Annotated in this window: 21 protein-coding genes and 1 tRNA gene; 11 read left to right on the top strand and 11 right to left on the bottom strand. The window is 69.7% G+C overall.

What is annotated here, in order from left to right:
• Positions 1 to 20: 20 nt before the first annotated feature.
• The 6 genes from sufC to VDQ18_RS04480 all read left to right on the top strand — a co-directional run bounded on the left by sufC (position 21) and on the right by VDQ18_RS04480 (position 4,550).
• The gene (gene sufC, locus VDQ18_RS04505; protein WP_107750701.1) at positions 21 to 779 is read left to right on the top strand and encodes a Fe-S cluster assembly ATPase SufC; all 759 of its coding nucleotides are present in this window, start codon (positions 21 to 23) and stop codon (positions 777 to 779) included.
• A complete protein-coding gene (locus VDQ18_RS04500; protein WP_323019822.1) occupies positions 776 to 2,083 on the top strand; it encodes a SufB/SufD family protein in 1,308 nt (435 codons plus the stop codon). Before sufC ends, VDQ18_RS04500 begins: the two co-directional genes overlap by 4 nt.
• A gap of 3 nt (positions 2,084 to 2,086) precedes the next feature.
• Entirely contained in the window at positions 2,087 to 2,578 is a 492-nt protein-coding gene (locus VDQ18_RS04495; protein WP_323019821.1) for a YIP1 family protein, read from the top strand.
• Between the two features lie 11 nt (positions 2,579 to 2,589).
• A complete protein-coding gene (locus VDQ18_RS04490; RefSeq protein ID WP_323019820.1) occupies positions 2,590 to 3,159 on the top strand; it encodes a YIP1 family protein in 570 nt (189 codons plus the stop codon).
• On the top strand, positions 3,152 to 4,372 hold the full coding sequence (locus VDQ18_RS04485) for a cysteine desulfurase (protein WP_107750697.1): 1,221 nt from the start codon (positions 3,152 to 3,154) through the stop codon (positions 4,370 to 4,372). The genes VDQ18_RS04490 and VDQ18_RS04485 overlap by 8 nt, the downstream gene beginning before the upstream one ends.
• 101 nt (positions 4,373 to 4,473) lie before the next feature.
• A tRNA-Arg gene (locus tag VDQ18_RS04480) sits at positions 4,474 to 4,550 on the top strand.
• Positions 4,551 to 4,658: 108 nt separating this feature from the next.
• On the opposite strand, the gene pdxY is transcribed toward VDQ18_RS04480, so the two are convergent.
• From pdxY to VDQ18_RS04465, 3 genes are read right to left on the bottom strand one after another with little or no spacing between them, the layout of a single operon-like run.
• Entirely contained in the window at positions 4,659 to 5,507 is an 849-nt protein-coding gene (gene pdxY / locus VDQ18_RS04475; RefSeq protein ID WP_323019819.1) for a pyridoxal kinase, read from the bottom strand.
• Positions 5,504 to 6,184, bottom strand: coding sequence for an MOSC domain-containing protein (locus VDQ18_RS04470; protein WP_323019818.1), 681 nt, complete (start codon positions 6,182 to 6,184; stop codon positions 5,504 to 5,506). The genes pdxY and VDQ18_RS04470 overlap by 4 nt, the downstream gene beginning before the upstream one ends.
• A complete protein-coding gene (locus VDQ18_RS04465) occupies positions 6,181 to 6,879 on the bottom strand; it encodes a glutamine amidotransferase (RefSeq protein ID WP_323019817.1) in 699 nt (232 codons plus the stop codon). Before VDQ18_RS04465 ends, VDQ18_RS04470 begins: the two co-directional genes overlap by 4 nt.
• Positions 6,880 to 6,969: 90 nt before the next feature.
• Here VDQ18_RS04465 and VDQ18_RS04460 point away from each other — a divergent pair, with 90 nt between their 5' ends.
• A complete protein-coding gene (locus tag VDQ18_RS04460; RefSeq protein WP_323019816.1) occupies positions 6,970 to 8,382 on the top strand; it encodes a PLP-dependent aminotransferase family protein in 1,413 nt (470 codons plus the stop codon).
• 2 nt (positions 8,383 to 8,384) lie between these two features.
• Here VDQ18_RS04460 and bioB read toward each other — a convergent pair whose 3' ends face one another.
• The 5 genes from bioB to VDQ18_RS04435 form a co-directional block, all read right to left on the bottom strand.
• Positions 8,385 to 9,359 carry a biotin synthase BioB gene (gene bioB / locus VDQ18_RS04455; protein WP_323019815.1) on the bottom strand — a complete coding sequence of 325 codons (975 nt, stop codon included), beginning with the start codon at positions 9,357 to 9,359 and terminating at the stop codon, positions 8,385 to 8,387.
• Positions 9,356 to 9,913, bottom strand: coding sequence for a biotin transporter BioY (locus VDQ18_RS04450; protein ID WP_323019814.1), 558 nt, complete (start codon positions 9,911 to 9,913; stop codon positions 9,356 to 9,358). The genes bioB and VDQ18_RS04450 overlap by 4 nt, the downstream gene beginning before the upstream one ends.
• Before the next feature lie 84 nt (positions 9,914 to 9,997).
• Positions 9,998 to 10,666 (bottom strand): GntR family transcriptional regulator, encoded by a 669-nt coding sequence (locus VDQ18_RS04445; RefSeq protein WP_323019813.1) that lies wholly within the window; start codon positions 10,664 to 10,666, stop codon positions 9,998 to 10,000.
• Between the two features lie 50 nt (positions 10,667 to 10,716).
• On the bottom strand, positions 10,717 to 11,931 hold the full coding sequence (locus VDQ18_RS04440) for an MFS transporter (protein ID WP_323019812.1): 1,215 nt from the start codon (positions 11,929 to 11,931) through the stop codon (positions 10,717 to 10,719).
• Between the two features lie 56 nt (positions 11,932 to 11,987).
• A complete protein-coding gene (locus VDQ18_RS04435; protein ID WP_323019811.1) occupies positions 11,988 to 12,596 on the bottom strand; it encodes a helix-turn-helix domain-containing protein in 609 nt (202 codons plus the stop codon).
• A gap of 152 nt (positions 12,597 to 12,748) precedes the next feature.
• Between VDQ18_RS04435 and VDQ18_RS04430 the strand changes: the two genes are divergently transcribed.
• Entirely contained in the window at positions 12,749 to 13,363 is a 615-nt protein-coding gene (locus VDQ18_RS04430) for a LysE family translocator (RefSeq protein WP_323019810.1), read from the top strand.
• A gap of 9 nt (positions 13,364 to 13,372) precedes the next feature.
• On the opposite strand, the gene VDQ18_RS04425 is transcribed toward VDQ18_RS04430, so the two are convergent.
• The gene (locus tag VDQ18_RS04425; protein ID WP_323019809.1) at positions 13,373 to 13,813 is read right to left on the bottom strand and encodes a carboxymuconolactone decarboxylase family protein; all 441 of its coding nucleotides are present in this window, start codon (positions 13,811 to 13,813) and stop codon (positions 13,373 to 13,375) included.
• Positions 13,814 to 13,895: 82 nt separating this feature from the next.
• Between VDQ18_RS04425 and VDQ18_RS04420 the strand changes: the two genes are divergently transcribed.
• On the top strand, positions 13,896 to 14,381 hold the full coding sequence (locus tag VDQ18_RS04420) for an Rrf2 family transcriptional regulator (RefSeq protein WP_323019808.1): 486 nt from the start codon (positions 13,896 to 13,898) through the stop codon (positions 14,379 to 14,381).
• A gap of 12 nt (positions 14,382 to 14,393) precedes the next feature.
• On the opposite strand, the gene VDQ18_RS04415 is transcribed toward VDQ18_RS04420, so the two are convergent.
• On the bottom strand, positions 14,394 to 14,849 hold the full coding sequence (locus VDQ18_RS04415; protein WP_107750649.1) for an Lrp/AsnC family transcriptional regulator: 456 nt from the start codon (positions 14,847 to 14,849) through the stop codon (positions 14,394 to 14,396).
• A 118-nt stretch (positions 14,850 to 14,967) separates the two neighbouring features.
• On the opposite strand from VDQ18_RS04415, the gene VDQ18_RS04410 reads away from it, so the two are divergent.
• Entirely contained in the window at positions 14,968 to 15,513 is a 546-nt protein-coding gene (locus VDQ18_RS04410; protein WP_323019807.1) for an RBBP9/YdeN family alpha/beta hydrolase, read from the top strand.
• A 3-nt stretch (positions 15,514 to 15,516) separates the two neighbouring features.
• Positions 15,517 to 16,149, top strand: a complete 633-nt coding sequence (locus tag VDQ18_RS04405; RefSeq protein WP_323019806.1) for a LysE family translocator — start codon at positions 15,517 to 15,519, stop codon at positions 16,147 to 16,149.
• Positions 16,150 to 16,151: 2 nt separating this feature from the next.
• Here VDQ18_RS04405 and VDQ18_RS04400 read toward each other — a convergent pair whose 3' ends face one another.
• Positions 16,152 to 16,916: a helix-turn-helix transcriptional regulator gene (locus VDQ18_RS04400; protein ID WP_323019805.1), complete on the bottom strand. Its 765-nt coding sequence runs from the start codon at positions 16,914 to 16,916 to the stop codon at positions 16,152 to 16,154.
• Positions 16,917 to 16,933: the final 17 nt, after the last annotated feature.

Raw genomic sequence — 16,933 nt, 5'->3', positions numbered from 1 at the left:
ACGGCCGGAATGAGGAAAGAATGCTGGAAATCAACAACCTGCACGTCAAGCTTCAAGACGAGGACAAGGCCATCCTGAAAGGGTTGAGCCTGTCGGTCGAGGCGGGCTCGGTGCATGCGATCATGGGGCCGAACGGCTCGGGCAAGTCGACGCTGAGCTATGTCCTGGCCGGGCGCGACGGCTATGAAGTCACCGATGGCACCGCCACGCTGGATGGTGAGAGCCTGCTGGACATGGAGCCCGAGGAACGCGCGGCCCATGGCCTGTTCCTGGCCTTCCAATACCCGGTCGAGATCCCGGGCGTCGGCAACATGACCTTCCTGCGCACCGCGGTGAACGCCCAGCGCAAGGCGCGCGGCGAGCCCGAGCTTTCTTCGGGCGAGTTCCTCAAGGTGATCCGCGCCAAGGCCAAGGATCTGAAGATCGACGCCGAGATGCTGAAGCGTCCGGTCAACGTCGGCTTCTCGGGCGGCGAGAAAAAGCGCAACGAGATCCTGCAGATGGCCATGCTGGAGCCCCGCATGTGCATCCTGGACGAGACCGACTCGGGTCTCGACGTCGATGCGATGAAGCTGGTGGCCGAGGGCGTGAACGCGCTGCGCTCCGAAGGCCGCGCTTTCCTGGTCATCACCCACTACCAGCGGCTTCTGGACCATATCAAACCGGACGTCGTGCACATCATGGCCAATGGCCGGATCATCAAGACCGGCGGGCCGGAACTGGCGCTCGAGGTCGAAGAGAACGGCTATGCCGATATCCTGGCCGAGGTGCAGGCATGAGCGCAGCGGCAAGCCCCCGGGCGGCCCGGCGTGCGGCGCGCCAGCAGGCCACGGCCGACAGGCTGGCCGGCCTGACCCTGCCCACGGCGCCCGCCTGGCTGAAACCGGCGCGTGAGGCGGCGATGGCCCGGGTGGCCGAGCTGACGCTGCCCGACCGGCGCGACGAATACTGGTCCTACACCAACCCCGACAAGCTGATCTCGACCGAGGTCCGCCCGGCCGAGGTGTTCAAGATCACTGACGAGCCGCCGATGTATCAGGGCATCGACCGGCTGAAGATCGTATTCGTCGATGGTGTCTTCTCGGCCGAGGACAGCGATGCGCTGGCGGGCGAGGGGCTGGAGATCACCCGGCTGGCCGAGTCGGCCGATATCCATTGGGCGAAGGATCTTTACGGCACGCTCGAGGCGGCAGGGCAAAGCCCGGTGCCGCGGCCGCTGGCGGCGCTGAACTCGGCGCTGGCCACCGACGGCGTGCTGATCCGCGCCACCGGCAAGGTGAAGCGCCCCGTCTCGCTGATCTATCGCCGGGCGGGCCGCGACAGCGCCGTGACGCTGCACCATGTGGTGAAGCTGGAAAAAGGCGCCGAGCTGACGCTCCTGGAAAACGGCCCCGTGGCCGCCCGCGCCTCGATGGTGATCGAGGCCGAGGTGGGCGAGGGCGCGGCGCTGCACCATGTCCGCACCATGGGCCGCGACCACGAGCGCAAGGCCGTCACGCATATCTTCGCCCGCGTGGCCGAGAAGGCGACGCTCAAGTCCTTCTCACTGTCGATGAACGGCCGCCTGATGCGCAATGAGGTGATGGTCTGGCTGGCCGGCAAGGACGGCACCGCCCATGTCGCCGGCGCGGCGCTGGGCGAGGGGGCCTTCCACCACGACGACACGGTTTTCGTGGCCCATCAGGCCCCCGGCTGCGAAAGCCGTCAGGTGTTCAAGAAGGTGCTGCGCGACGGCGCGGTCGGTGTCTTCCAGGGCAAGATCCTGGTCGAGCAGGCGGCGCAGCTCACCGATGGCTACCAGCTGAGCCAGTCGCTGTTGATGGACGAGCGGTGCCAGTTCCTGGCCAAGCCCGAGCTTGAGATCTACGCCGATGACGTGAAATGCTCGCATGGCTCGACCTCGGGCGAGATCAGCGCCGATCACCTGTTCTACCTGCGTGCCCGCGGCGTGCCGGAAGAAGAAGCGAAGCTGCTGCTGGTGCTGGCTTTCCTGGCCGAGGCGCTGGACGAGATCGACGACGAGGACATCGCCAACGACATGCGGCTCAGGCTGCGCCGCTGGCTGGAGAGGCATTCGCACTAGGCCATGGCGCTGACCACCGACATCCTCGCCAGCTATCGCCGTCCCCGGACGGTGCTGCGCCGCCTGCAGGGCGACCGGCGCGAGGCCCGCATCCTGGTCTATCTGATGCTGGGCTGCGGGCTGATCTTCATTGCCCAATGGCCGCGTCTGGCGCGCGAGGCGCATCTGGACGAGGAAGTGCCGCTCGATGCGCTGCTGGCCGGGGCGCTCTTCGCCTGGGTCTTCATCGCCCCCCTGGTGTTTTACGCGCTGGGGGGGATCCTGTCCCTGATCCTGCGGCTGGCGGGGCCGGTCGACGGCTTCGCGCTGCGGCTCGGCATCTTCTGGGCGGTGCTGGCGGCGGCGCCGCTCTTTCTGCTCTATGGGCTGGCCGCGGGCTTCATCGGGCCGGGGGTGCAAAGCCTCGTCCTGGGGCTGCCGGCGCTGGCCGCCTTCATCTCGATCCTCGTCGCGGGCCTCCGGGTCGCGCTCGAGCCCGGCTCGCAGCCGGCCTAAGGAACCCGCCAATGACCGAGGTTTTCCCGCTGATCCGCCTCTCGCTCGCCGATCCGGTCGAGGGCGGGCGGCGCATCATCGCCCTGAACCCGCCGCCCGTGATCCGCTGGATGCTGCTGGGGGCGGCGGTGCTGGTCTCGGTGGTGCTGCTCTATGTGCTGCCGGTGCTGATGGGCGAACATGACCTACTGCCCGCGCCCTTCGCCTTTGCCGCGACGCAGGGGCTGATGAACCTGATCGTCATCGCCGTGGTGACCTTCGTCGGCCGGGCCTTCGGCGGGACGGGGAATTTCCTCGACGCGGTCTGGCTGGTCGGCTGGATGCAGATGGTGACGGCGGCGCTGCTGCTGGTGCAGGTCGTGGCGCTGCTGGTGCTGCCCTTCCTCAACATCCCGATCGGCGTGGCCTCGGTCGCGCTGTCGATCTGGGTGCTGGTCGGGTATGTCTGCGCCCTGCACGGCTTCAAGTCGCGCGTCACCGTGCTGGTCGGCGGCTTCATGACGCTGCTGATCCTCAGCTTCCTGCTGTCGATGGTCCTGCTGTTCCTGGGCTTCGCCCCGCCGGAGATTTCCAATGTATGACGTTCAGGCGATCCGCCGCGACTTTCCGATCCTGTCGCGGCAGGTGAACGGCAAGCCGCTGGTCTATCTCGATAACGGCGCCTCGGCCCAGAAGCCTCAGGTGGTGATCGACGCCATCGCGCAGGCCTATTCGATGGAATACGCCAATGTCCACCGCGGGCTGCATTACCTCTCGAACCTTGCCACGGACAAATACGAGGCGGTGCGCGGCATTGTCAGACGTTTCCTGAACGCCGGGCATGAGGACGAGATCCTGTTCAATTCCGGCACCACCGAGGGGATCAACCTGGTCTCCTACGGCTGGGCCGCGCCACGGATGCAGGCCGGGGACGAGATCGTCCTCTCGGTCATGGAGCACCACGCCAATATCGTGCCCTGGCATTTCCTGCGCGAGCGGCAGGGCGTGAAACTGGTCTGGGTCGAGCCCGAGGCCGACGGCTCGCTGGACCCGGCACGGGTGCTGGCGGCGATCACGCCCAAGACCAAGCTGGTGGCCGTGACCCATATGTCCAACGTACTGGGCACGGTCGTTGACATCAAGACCATCGCCGCCGGGTGTCGGGCGCGGGGCGTGCCGATCCTGGCCGATGGTTCGCAATCGGCGGTGCATATGCCGGTCGATGTGCAGGATCTGGGGGTCGATTTCTACCCGATCACCGGCCACAAGCTCTATGGCCCCTCGGGATCCGGCGCGATCTACATCACCCGCGAGCGTCAGGCCGAGATGCGGCCCTTCATCGGCGGTGGCGACATGATCAAGGAGGTCACGCGCGACGACGTGATCTATAACGATCCGCCGCATAAGTTCGAGGCGGGAACCCCCGGAATCGTTCAGCAAATCGGTCTGGGCGTGGCGCTGGACTACATGATGGGTCTGGGCATGGAGACTATCGCCGCGCATGAGCGCGCGCTGGCCTCCTATGCCCGCGAACGGCTCAAGGGGCTGAACTGGCTCAATGTGCAGGGCGATGCGCCGGGCAAGGGCGGGATCTTCAGCTTCACCATGAACAACGGCGCGCATGCCCATGATATCTCGACGGTTCTGGACAAGAAGGGCGTCGCGGTCCGCGCCGGTCAGCATTGCACTGGTCCGCTGATGGAGCATCTGGGCATCAACGCCTCCTGCCGCGCTTCCTTCGCGCTCTATAACACCGAGGCCGAGGTCGACGCGCTGATCGAGGCGTTGGAGTTCTGCCACGACCTCTTCGGCTGAGGGCACCCCGGCGCCCGGCCCGCAAGTCGGGCGCCATCGCCGCCACAGGCCATTTCCCCCGTTGCAGCCCCGCGAACCCGGCGCTATACGGGGCGCAGGAAGCACCCATAGCTCAGCTGGATAGAGCGTTGCCCTCCGAAGGCAAAGGTCGCACGTTCGAATCGTGCTGGGTGCGCCACTTCCCCCTTGATGTTTCAGGATGGTGTCGCTGCCCAGGCAGCGGGTGACTTGTTGCGGCTGAAGCGCTGGACGGTGGTGTCGGGTTAGTCCGCAGCCGTTCCCTGCCTCAGCCCTCTCCCAGCGTCAGCAGCGCGCGGCGAAACTCGGGCTCGCTCAGCACCACCTCGCCCGCGCCCAGTGCATCCGCGTGGCAAAGCGCGCGGGCGGTGAGGGTCTGGGCGGTCTCGATGGCGCGGGGCAGGGTCAGGCCTTGGCCGATGCCCGCGACCACCAGCCCGGTGAACAGATCGCCGGTGCCGGGCAGGGCGATGGGCAGGCGTGTGGTCCGGTGGCGGCTGGCCGGGCCGGGGCCGAGGAGGACGGTCTCCAGCAGACCCTCGCCGGTGTCCTCCAGCACGCAGCCGGTGGCGATCACCTGCGCCTCGGGCGCGAGGGGGAGGGCGGCGCGGGCGGCTTCCAGATCACCAAGCGTGCGGATCTGCTGCCCGGTGAGCCAGGCCAGTTCGAAGGGGTTCGGCGTGGCGATATCGGCCATCGGCAGCAGCCGGTCGCGCATCACGCCGGCGATGGCTTCGGGGACATAGAGGCCGGGGCCGGTGTCGCCCATCACCGGGTCGCAGATGTAGCGCAGGCGCGGGTTCGCGGCCTTCGCCTCGGCCACGAAATCCGCCACCATCCCGGCCACCTCGGGCGAGCCGATATAGCCGGTGAGGAGATAATCCGCGCGCTCGGGCAGCCCGCGTTCGCGCGCGCCTTGCAGCAGCTCGGCGAAGAGATCGGGCGGCAGGGGGCGGCCGCGCAGGGTCGGGTAATGGGGGGTGTTCGAAAAGAGCACCGTGGGGATCGCCGCCACCTCCAGCCCCGCCGCCTGCATCGGGAAGAGCGCGGCAGAATTGCCGACATGGCCGAAGACCACCTGGCTCTGGATCGAAATGACGAAAGGGGGGCGTTTCATGTGGTGCCGTCCAGTCTTGCGCTCCAATCCTCGATCCGGCGGCTTTCCAGCCGACGGATCGCGTATTTCCGCCAGCCCTCGGCCAGCACCTCCAGCGCGGCGATGCCTTCGAGTTCCGCGAGGTTCATCCGGTCGACATAGAGCGCGCGCCAGAGCCGGTGAAGCGTCCAGTCCGGTGCCAGACGGTCGATCACTTCCAGCCGGTCGCCGGGGGCGACCAAGCCGGTCTGGAGCACGCGGTAATACCAGCCGCTGCGCCCGGTCTCTTGCACGCGCCGGGCCATGTCGGGGACGCCGAAGCGGAGGTTCAGTTTCCAGCAGGGCTGGCGTCCCTGCGAGACCTGAAGCAGCGCGCCGCCCAGCCGGAAGACATCGCCCACGGCAACCTCGGTTTCGGTGAGCCCGGAGGTCGACAGGTTCTCGCCAAAGCCGCCGGGGGCGGCGAGGGGCGGCAACGCGCCCAGCTCGGCCCGCCAGGTCGGGTAATGGTCGCGCGGATAGTGGTGCACCGCCTTCTCGATCCCGCCATGCACCCGCCGGTCGGCCTGTTCGTCGCCCTCGAACCCTTCGGCGCCCAGCGTCAGCGGGCGGTCGACCGGGGTCTTGGCGATGCCGCTCAGGGTCTCGCTGCCGGGCAGGGGGGCCTTGCGGCCGGTCAGCAGGGTTATGGCGCTCACGGATGCAGCTCCCGCAGCCATTGGCCGATCATCGCCTGCCCTGCGGCCCTTAGTGCCGGGCCGTGCTGACGGGCCTGCTGCCGCAAGTCTTCCGGCGCCAGCCCGGCATGGGCCAGTTCCGTGCTGTGGCCGATCAGCCAGCGTTCGAAATCGGGCAGCATCCCGGCCTCGGGGTGACATTGCAGGCCGAGGAGGGTCCGGCCCCGGGCGAAGGCCTGGGTGGCGCACGCCGGGGTCGAGGCGAGAAGATCCGCGCCTTGGGGGATCTCGAAGGCCTCGCCATGCCAGTGCAGCACCGGCACCTCGGAGAGATGGTTCAGCGGCCCCGCCCGGCCTGCTTCGGTCAGCGTCAGGGGCGAGAAGCCGATCTCCTTCGCGGGCAGCGGCGCGACGCGGGCCCCCAGCGCCGCCGCCATCAGCTGCGCGCCGAGGCAGAGGCCGAGGGTCGGGCGATCCGCCGCCAGCCGCGGGATCAGCCAGTCACGCTCCTGATCCATGCAGGGATAGGTGGCGCCCTCGTTCACGCCGATCGGCCCGCCCAGCACCACGACCAGATCCGCGGCCAGCGGGTCGGGCAATGCGTCGATCCCGGCGTCGATCCCCTGCAGGTGGTAGCCCGCCTCCTTCAGCACCGGGGCGAAGCTGCCCAGGTCTTCGAAGGCCACATGGCGCAGGATCAGGGCGGTTTTCGTCATCGGAGCCTCTTGTCTTTCGTCCCTCTTTGGCAAATCACTGGCCCAGCCAGAAGGGCCAGTATGGAAGATTGGGATAGGCCGGTTTCAACGATGCGCGACCCCCTTGCCCTCGAGATCGACCCGGGCCAGAGCGGCCCGCTGTTCCTCGCCATCGCCGAGGCGATCACCCGCGACATCACCCGGGGGCGGCTGAAGCCCGGGGCGCGGCTCCCCGGCACGCGGGCCTTGGCGCGCGAGCTGGGGGTGAACCGCAATACGGTCGATGCCGCCTATCAGGAGCTGCTGACGCAGGGCTGGTTGCAGGCGGAACCGGCGCGGGGGACGTTTGTGACGCAGGATCTGCCGCAGGGGATGCTGGCGCGGTCGGCGGCGCCCGTGCCGGTCGAGCCGGTGGCGCCGCGCGCGGGGCTCGCGTTCACCGATGGGGCGCCGGACCCCAAGCTGGTGCCCGACAAGGCGCTGGCCCGGGCCTTTCGCCGGGCGCTGCTGTCGCCCGCCTTCCGCGCCGGGGCCGATTACGGCGATGCGCGGGGCACATTGTCGCTGCGGCAGGCGCTGGCCGGGTATCTGGCCACGGACCGCGGCGTGGTGGCCGATCCGGCACGGTTGCTGATCACGCGGGGCAGCCAGATGGCGCTGTTTCTGGCCGCGCGGGCGGTCCTGGCCCCGGGCGAGCTGATCGCGGTCGAGGAGCCGGGCTATCCGCTGGCCTGGGCGGCGTTCCGCGCCGCTGGGGCCGGGGTGCGGGGGCTGCCGGTGGATGGCGGCGGCCTCAGGATCGACGCGCTGGACGCGGCGCTGGCTCAGGATCAGCGCATCCGGGCGGTCTATGTCACGCCGCATCACCAATACCCGACCACGGTGAGCATGGGCGCGGCCCGGCGGTTGCAGCTGCTGGAACTGGCGCAACGCCACGGAGTCGCGCTGATCGAGGATGATTACGACCACGAATACCGGTTCGAGGGGCGCCCGGTGCTGCCGCTGGCCGCCCGCGCGCCCGAGGACCTGCCGCTGATCTATGTGGGGTCGCTGTCGAAACTGCTCTCGCCGGGCATCCGGCTGGGCTATGCGCTGGCGCCCGAGCCCTTGTTGCTGCGGATGGCCGAGGCGCGGGCCGCCATTGACCGGCAGGGCGACGCGCCGCTTGAGGCGGCGCTGGCGGAGCTGATCCGCGACGGTGATCTGGGGCGTCACGCGAGAAAGGCGCGGCGGGTCTACCGGGCGCGGCGGGATCTGCTGGCGGGGCTGCTGGACACGCATCTGGCGGGGCGGGCGGCGTTCGACCTGCCGGCCGGGGGGCTGGCGCTCTGGCTGCGCTGCGCGGGGGTGTCGGCGGATCTGTGGGCCGAGCGCGCCGGTCAGGCGGGGCTGGCGCTGCTGCCCGGGGCGCGCTTTGCGCTGGAGGGTCCGGCGCCGCAGGCCTTTCGTCTGGGCTATGCCGCGCTGGACGAGGGGAGGATCGCCAAGGCGGTGGCGATCCTGTCCCGGACCTTCCCGGGCTGAGCCTATTCCGCCGCGACCCGGGGGCGGGCCTGTGCTGGGGCGACCTGCATGCCCAGACGGGTCAGCAGATCCTGATCCTTCCAGGCCGCCGGGTTGCCGGTGGTCAGGAGCTGATCGCCGACGAAGATCGAATTCGCCCCGGCAAGGAAGCACAGCGCCTGCAATTCATCGCTCATCCCTGTGCGTCCGGCCGACAGGCGGACGACCGAGGCGGGCATCAGGATGCGGGCCAGCGCCACGATGCGCACCAGCGCGAAGGGATCGACGGCCTGGGCGCGCGCCTGCACCGGCACGCCCTCGATCTCGTTCCACAGATTCACCGGCACGCTGTCGGGATGGGCGGGGAGCGTGGCCAGCGTCACCAGCATGGCGATGCGGTCCTCCTCGGCCTCGCCCATGCCCAGAATGCCGCCGCAGCAGACCTTGATCCCGCCCTTGCGGACCTGTTCGACCGTGTCGAGGCGGTCTTCCATTGTGCGGGTGCTGGCGATCTGCGCGTAATAGGCGGGCGAGGTGTCGATGTTGTGGTTGTAGAAATCCAAGCCCGCCGCCTTCAGCCGCGCGACCTGTTCGGGCGACAGCATCCCCAGCGTCATGCAGGTCTCCAGCCCCAGCTCGGACACGCCCCGCACCATGGCGCAGAGCTTGTCCATGTCGCGGTCCTTGGGGCTGCGCCAGGCTGCGCCCATGCAGAACCGTTGCGCTCCGGCGGCCTTGGCGCGCCGGGCGCCGGCCAAAACCTCTTCGGTTCCCATGAGCTTGGTGGCCTTGACCCCGGTCTCGTGATGGGCCGATTGTGAGCAATAGCCGCAATCCTCGGGGCAGCCGCCGGTCTTGATGCTGAGGAGGCTCGCGGTCTCGATCACGTTGGGGTCGAAATGCGCGCGGTGCAGGCTTTGGGCGCGGTGCATCAGGTCGGCGAAGGGCAGGGCGTGGATCGCCCTGGCCTCCGCCATGGTCCAGTCGCTGCGGATCATGCCGCGCGGGTCCGGAGGCGGGCGATGGCCGCGATGAGGCCCGAGGCCAGCGCCAGCTTGACCAGATCGCCGAGCAGGAAGGGCGTGAGACCCGCAGCCAGCAACCCCGGCGCCGGGACGTAGAGCGCCAGCCAGGCAAGGCCGAGGGCATAGACCACGACGAGGCCCGCCAGCATCGCCAGGAAACGCCCGATCAACCCGCGCCCCTGCGCCAGCCAGCCGGTCAGCCCCGCGCCCAGCAGATAGCCCGCAAGGTAGCCGCCGGTCGGCCCGGCCATATAGGCCAGCCCGATGCCGCGTTCGGGCGTGCCGGAAAAGACCGGCATCCCCATGGCCCCGGCGGCCAGATAGGTCGCCATCGCCGCCAGCCCCAGCCGCGGGCCGAGCGTAGCGGCCAGGAAGAAGACCGCCAGCGAGTGCAGGGTCATCGGCACCGGCCAGAACGGGATCTGGATCTTGGCGCCCAGCGTGATCAGCGCCGCGCCGAACAGCGCCAGCCCGAGGCCGCGCCAGAGGGCGGCGGGGCGGGTCTGCGAGGGGTCGAGAAATGCCATGGGTCTGTCCTCCGAAGATAGGCATCGAATCTATCTATAATTACGGAGGAGAGGTGGCGGCTCGGCAATCTGATTTATAGATAATCAGCCGGAAATCTCGTAAGTCTCTCTGGCGTCAGCATTTTTTACCGCGGTCTTGCGCTTTCCGATCCAGCCGACATGCCGCGCGAGCGTGGTGCAGGCCAGGTCGGTCTGGCCCTTGCGCAGCGCGTCCAGAATGGCGCGGTGGTCATGATCGGTGCGGGCCTCCCAGTCCCGGCGCCAGGCGGCGAAGAGGAAACGCGCACTGGCCGCCTGCAGGTCGTCGATGGTCCGCAGAAGGCGCGGCATCCGGCAGGGGGCGAGGATCAGGCGATGGAAGCGGCGGTTCGCCGCCTCCCAGTCGCGGACGTTGCTGGCGCTGTCGCCGTGGCGCGTAACCTCTTCGGCTGCCTGAAGAAGGGCGCGGGTCATGTGGGGCGCGGCATGCCGCAGGGCGAGGGATTCGAGGCTGGCGCGCATCTCGGCCACCTCGCGCAACTCTGCGACGTCGAATTCGGTGACGCGGAAGCCGCGCCTCGGTTCGCTTTCGGCCAGGCCCTGGGTCTGCAACTCGCGGAACGCCTCGCGCACCGGGACATGGCTCGCGCCGAATTCGGCGGCGATATGGTCCTGCCGCAGCCGCGCGCCGGGCGGGATCTCACCGGCGATGATGCGGTCGGCGAGGACGCGGGCGATGCGGGCGGATTGGGTCTCGTCGGGAGCTTGCTTCATGAATTATAGATAATTCATCCCCGCCCGGTTGTCGATGGCGCGCCAGCCCGTCACGGCGCCGGCAGGCGCTCCGCCCGCGGTCCGCCGCCCCAGAATTGCAGCGCTGCGGCCGCCATGCCGACCGCGATCAGCGCCAGCCAGCCGGTCGCGTAGCTGCCGCTCATCTGATAGCTGAGCCCGCCCAGCCACGCCCCGAGGAAGGCGCCGATCTGGTGGCTGAGGAACATCACCCCGAAGAGCGTGCCGAAATTGGCCGGGCCGAAGAGGCCGTTGATCATGCCGCTGACCGGCGGCACCACGCTGAGCCACAGGAACCCCATCGCCGCGGCGAAGATCAGCGTCGATTCGACACTGACCGGCAGGGTGAAGAACAGCGCGATGGCCAGCGTCCGCAGCAGGTAGATCAATGCCAGAACCGGTTCGTTCCCCCAGCGCTGGCACAGGTAGCCCGCCACCAGCGTGCCCAGCGCGTTGCAAAGGCCGATCAGCGCCAGCGCCGTGGCGCCGACCGAGGGCGGCAGGCCGCAGAGCGCGATGAAATTGGGCAGATGGGTGGCGATGAAGATCAGCTGGAACCCGCAGGCGAAGAAGGCGAGCGTGGCGATGACGAAGGGGCGGCTGGAGAGGGCCAAGGCTATCGCGCGGCAGGCGTCGGGGCGGGGGGCGGCGCCCGGGGCCTCGGCCGGGGGGCGGCGGAAAAGCAGGGCCATGCCGGTCATCAGGGCCGCGAGCAGCGCCAAGCCCGCCAACGCGCCCTGCCAGGTCCAGCGGTCGATCATGCCCTGCGTCGCCGGAGCCACGGCGAAGGTGCCGAGCGAGCCCGCCGCGGCGAGGATCGACACGGCGGTGGCGCGGATGGCGGGGGAGGCGAGGCGCGAGACGATCCCGACCAGCACGCCATGCGAGGTGGCGGCGACCGCCAGCCCGATCAGCAGCCCGCCGCCGAGGTAGAAGCCCAGGGTTCCGCCCATGGCCATCAGCGCCAGCCCCGCACCATAGAGGACCGCTGCCACCGCCACGACCAGCCGCCCGCCGAAGCGGTCGCAGATCGCGCCCATGAAGGGTTGCCCGATCCCCCAGGCCAGATTCTGCAGCGCCATGGCGAAGCCGAAGGTCGCGACGCTCACCGCGCCCGCCCGCGCCATCGGCTCCATGAACAGGCCGAGGCTCTGGCGCAGCCCCATCGACAGCGACAGGATGGTGCCCGCCGCGATCAGGGCGGTCAGAAGAGCCGGGGTCCAGCGCCCCTTGGCTGGTGTCGACATGGTGCGTTCCCGTTCAAGGATGGGCCGAGCCTAGCCATCTTGCGGGCGGGGGCCATTCACTCCTCGGTATACTCGGGCGCGCGGGCCTCGCGCTCAGGGGCTGCGTTGCGGTCGGCGATGACCAGCGTCACAGCGGCCTCTCCGGCCGATAGCGCGCAGGCGGCGTCGCCGTGGATCAGCATCCGGGCAATCGCCCCCTCGATCAGCAGGGCGATATGGGCGGCGAGGCGTGCGGGATCGTTTGCCCCGGCGTCACGGAATTCCCGCTCCAGCCAGCCCACGAACCCGGTCTTGTGCCGCGCCGCCATCTGCACGGCCGGGTGCCCGGGCTGACCGGCCAGCTCCACCGCCGCCCGGGTGAAGCCGCACCCGCGCCAGCGGGGATGGGCGGCGTGCTGGGCGAGCGCCGCGAACAGGCGCGTCACCCGCTCGGTCAGGGGCAGGGCAGGGTCGCCCAGCCAGCTGCGATAGCGGTCCACCGTGGCGCTGTCCCGGGCCTGGAGATAGGCGGCGATCAGCGCGTCCTTGCTGTCGAAATGGTTATAGAGCGTGCGCTTGGTGACGCCCGCGCGTTCGGCAATCGCCTCGACCCCGACGCTGCGCAGCCCGTGCTCGTAAAACAGCGCCTCGGCCGCGGCGATGATCCTGTCTGCTGTGCTTTCCATCTTGTCGACCCGACTGCCGCCCCTGTGGCGGGGCCATCGGGACCAGAGTGGCGCGTCCGGCCCGGTCTTTTCAACCCGCACGGGTTGCCGCCTGCGACGGGCGGCGCTTACCATGGCCTCCGGTATGTCGGTTGACCGGGGGAGGGTCGCTCATGTCCATCGCGGAAACTCTGTCGCTGTTTCTGGCCATGGTGGCGCTGGCGGCCCTGCCCAGTTCCAGCGTGGCGCTGGTGGTGGTGCGCTCGGCCACGCAGGGGGTGCGGCACGGGATCGCCGCCGCGCTGGGGATCGCGCTGGGCGATCTGATCTTCGTGGCGCTGGCCCTCGCCGGGCTGGCGGCGATGGCCGAGGTTCTGGGGACCTTTTTCACCCTGCTGCGCTATGCCGCCGCCGCCTATCTGGTCTGGTTCGGCCTCAGCCTGATCCGCAGCGCCGGGGTGGCGCCGACGGGGGCGGGCGCCGGGCGGGGCGGGCTCTGGATCAGCTTTGCCGCCGGGGTCGGGCTGACGCTGGGCGACGTCAAGGCGATCCTATTCTACGCGGCGCTGTTTCCGGTCTTCGTCGATCCGCTCAGCGTCACGGCGGGGGATGTGGCGCTGATTGCCACGATCACGGTGGTCGCTGTGGCAGGGGTGAAGATCGCCTATGCCGTGGCCGCCCGACGCATCGCCGCCGCCTCGCAGGGCTGGCGGTATCGGCGGGCGGCGCGGCGCACGGCGGGGGGCGCGATGATCCTGGCGGGGGGCGCGCTGGCGCTCAAGGCCTGAGGGCGGCCGTCAGACCGGGTGCTGTAGGCGGGAGCTGACGGCGATCCGGTTCCACAGGTTGATCGTGCCGATGGCGATGGTCAGCCGGGCGATCTCGCCCTCCGAGAAGACCTCGCGCAGCTGGGCATGGACGGCATCGGGCACGCCGGTGGTGGCGACCAGGGTCACGCTTTCGGTCCAGTCCAGCGCCGCCCGGTCGCGGGCGTTGAAGAAAGGCGATTCCCGCCAGACCGAGACCAGATGCAGAAGCTGCGGGTCAAGGCCGTCGGCAAGCGCTTCTTTCACATGCAGATCAACGCAATAGGCGCAGCCGTTGATCTGCGAGGCCCGCAGTTTCACCAGATGCAGCAGGCGGCTGTCGAGCCCCGACTGCGTGACGGCCAAGTCCAGCGCGCTGACCGCCTTGTAAAGATCGGGGGCGAGGCGGGGGATGCTCATCCGGGCTGACATGCGGTTTCTCCTTGGGTTGCGTCGAATCATGGATAATATATATCCATGATTGGGGGCCGAAAGCGAGGGTCGGATGCGCAAGATGAGCGACGGGGTCGAGGCGGCGCTGCATTCGGCGCTGGTGCTGGCTGCCGTGCCCGAGGGGAAGGTGCTGACCGGCCGCAGCCTAGCCACGCTGCACGGCGTCTCGGAATCCTATCTGCTGAAGCATCTGCGGGCGCTGGCGGCGGCGGGGGTGGTCGAGGCGGTGCCCGGCCCCCGGGGCGGCTATCGGCTGGCGCGGGAGCCGGGGCAGATCACCCTTCTCGATATCGTCGAGGCGATTGATGGGGCTGAACCCGCCTTCCTGTGCCGCGAGATCCGCCGCCGGGGACCCGGCAAGGCGCAGGATCCCTGCGTCTACAAATCCGATTGCTTCATCAAGACCCGGATGCTGGGCGCCGAACAGGCCTGGCGCACGGCGTTGCGGGCGCAGAGCCTCGCCGATCTTGTGGCCGATGGCGAGCGGCTGATCGACCCCGGCAACAAGGAGGCGGTGGCGCGTTTCATCGCCGACGAACAGCGCTGAGCCGGGCACCTGTCATCCCAGCAGCGCCTTGCCCAAGGGCTTCACGGGTTCCGAGCGCAGGACCAGCGAGGTGGTGACCGCGCCGAAACGGGCGATGGTGTCGACGATGCTTTCCAGCTGGCCCGGGGTCGGAACCAGCAGCTTGAGCAGGAAGCAATCCTCGCCGGTCAGGCGGTGAACCTCGATCACATGCGGCATCTGGGCGAAGGCGCGAAGCGCGGGCTGGATATGCTCATGCGTGGTTTTCAGCCGGATGATCGCCATCATGCCGAGCCCCAGTGCCGCCGGGTCGAGCCGCGCGGCATACCCCGCGATGATGCCGCGCTCCTCCAGCCGTTTCACCCGTTCCGAGATGGCCGGTTGCGACAGGCCGATGCGGCGCCCGATCTCGGAAAGCGGGGTGCGGGCGTTGTCCTGCAGCGCCTCCAGAATGGCGATATCCAGGCGGTCGAGGTCATGGGGGGGCATGAACTGCCTCCAGATCCGTTAAATCATCGGCAGATTGGCGCAAATTCCGATGATTCGCCATTCCCCGCGCGGCCGGGGGCGGCGAGGCTGCGGGGCAGGCGATGGTCAGGAGCGACTCATGCAGCAAAGGTTCGTCATGGTGCCGGGGATCGGCGGGTCGGGGCCGGAACATTGGCAAAGCCTCTGGCAGGGGCTCTGGCCCGGGACGAGCCGCCTTGCGCCGCGATCCTGGGACCAGCCGGAGCTTGGCGACTGGATCGCGGCGCTGGAACGCGCGGTTGTGGCCGCCCCCCGGCCGCCGGTGTTGATCTGCCATTCGCTGGGCTGCCTGCTCTTCGCCCAGTGGCGCGCGGCCTCGGTGCTGCCCGTCGCCGCGGCCTTTCTGGTGGCGGTGCCCGATCCCGAAGGCCCCTCCTTTCCGGCCGCGGCCCGCGCCTTTGGCCTGCTGCCCGGGGCGGGCTTCGGCGCGCAGGCGGTTCTGGCGGTGGCCAGCGCGGATGATCCCTATGATCCGGCGGGTAAGGCGATAGGCTGGGCCGAGACGCAGGGCGCCCGGGCGCTGCGCCTTGGGGCGCGCGGTCATCTGAACGGCGCGGCAAAGCTGGGCGAGTGGCCCGAGGGGCAGGCGATCCTCGCGGCCTTCCTGCAGGAGATCGGAGCGTAAGGCATGGATATCACTACGGCATTGTTGGGCTTTTCGCTGGCGGCGGCGCTTCTGACCGTCACCCCGGGGCTGGACACCGCGCTGGTCCTGCGCACGGCGGCGGTCGAGGGGCCGCGCCGGGCGATGCTGGCGGGGGCGGGTGTGGTGACCGGGGTTCTGGTCTGGGGCCTGATCGCGGCGCTGGGGCTGGGGGCGGTGCTGGCCGTCTCGGAACTTGCCTACCGGGTGCTGCAACTGGCGGGCGCGGCCTATCTGATCTGGCTGGGGCTGGGCATGCTGCGCTCGGCGGCACGGCCGCAAATGCCGGGCCTGCCGAAGGTCGCGGCCCCGGTGGCGCCCAACTGGTTCCTGCGGGGCGTGATGACCAATCTGCTCAACCCCAAGGTCGGGGTCTTCTACCTCAGCTTCCTGCCGCAATTCCTGCCCGCAGGCGTGCCGGTGGTGCCGTTCAGCGTGCTCCTGGCGGGGATCCACGCGGCGATGGGGCTGGCGTTCTTCGCCGCGATCACCGCCGCGACCATCCCGTTCCAGCGGGCGCTGGGCGGGCCGCGTCTGCCGCGGATCCTCGATGCGGTGACCGGCAGCGTGCTGATCGCCTTTGCGCTGCGGCTGGTGCTGGAGCGGCGGGCGGGCTGAGGTCAGGCCTCCAGACGGCGCTGCACCTGACCGGGGGTGATCCCATGCGCGGCGCGAAAGGCGGCGACGAAGCCGCTGGCGGTGGCATAGCCCGCGGCATGGGCGGCAGACTGGACGCTCTGGCCCGCCATCAGCGGGGCGATGGCCCGCGAGAGCCGCAGATCGCGCATCCATGTCGCCCAGTTCTGCCCGGTCTCGCGCGTGACCAGCCGTTGCAGGCTGCGGCGGGACAGCGCCAGCGCCTCGGCCCAGGCATCGAGCGGGCGGTCGTCGCCCTCCAGATGCGCCAGCGCGATGCGGCGCAGCCGGGGATCGGCGGGCAGGGGCAGGGCGGTCGCACCAGCGGGACGGTCGAGCCGGTCCCAGAGCACCGCCGCCATCCGCGCGAAGGCCGCGTCGCGCCGCTCGGCACGCGAGGCGCCGGCGAGGCTGCGGAAGAGTTCCCGCTCCAGCGCCGCCAGCCGGAAGGGGGCGGGCCGCGAGGGCAGCGGTGCGGCGTCCGGCAGGGCGTAGAGGTTGACCGATTGCCGCGGGCCCACAGCCCGGATCCGGTGGCGATGGCCGGGCGGCAGCCAGATCGCCGTCCCGGGCGAGACCAGATGCAGCGCGCGCCCGGTCTCGACCGTCACCGGCCGGTCGGGGCACCAGGCCAGCTGGCCGCGCTGATGGGCATGGGCTTCGGGCATGGTGGCGGGGGTGAAGCCGGTAATGATGCCGATCACCGGGCTGCCGTCCTCGACATAGCCGCCCCTTGCGTCCTGCTGCATTCTGGCACCTCCACGAC

The organism is Pararhodobacter sp., from assembly GCF_034676075.1.
Lineage (GTDB): Bacteria > Pseudomonadota > Alphaproteobacteria > Rhodobacterales > Rhodobacteraceae > Pararhodobacter.
The sequence above is the reverse complement of the archived record's forward strand: the minus strand, read 5'-3'. Positions and strand labels throughout refer to the sequence as shown.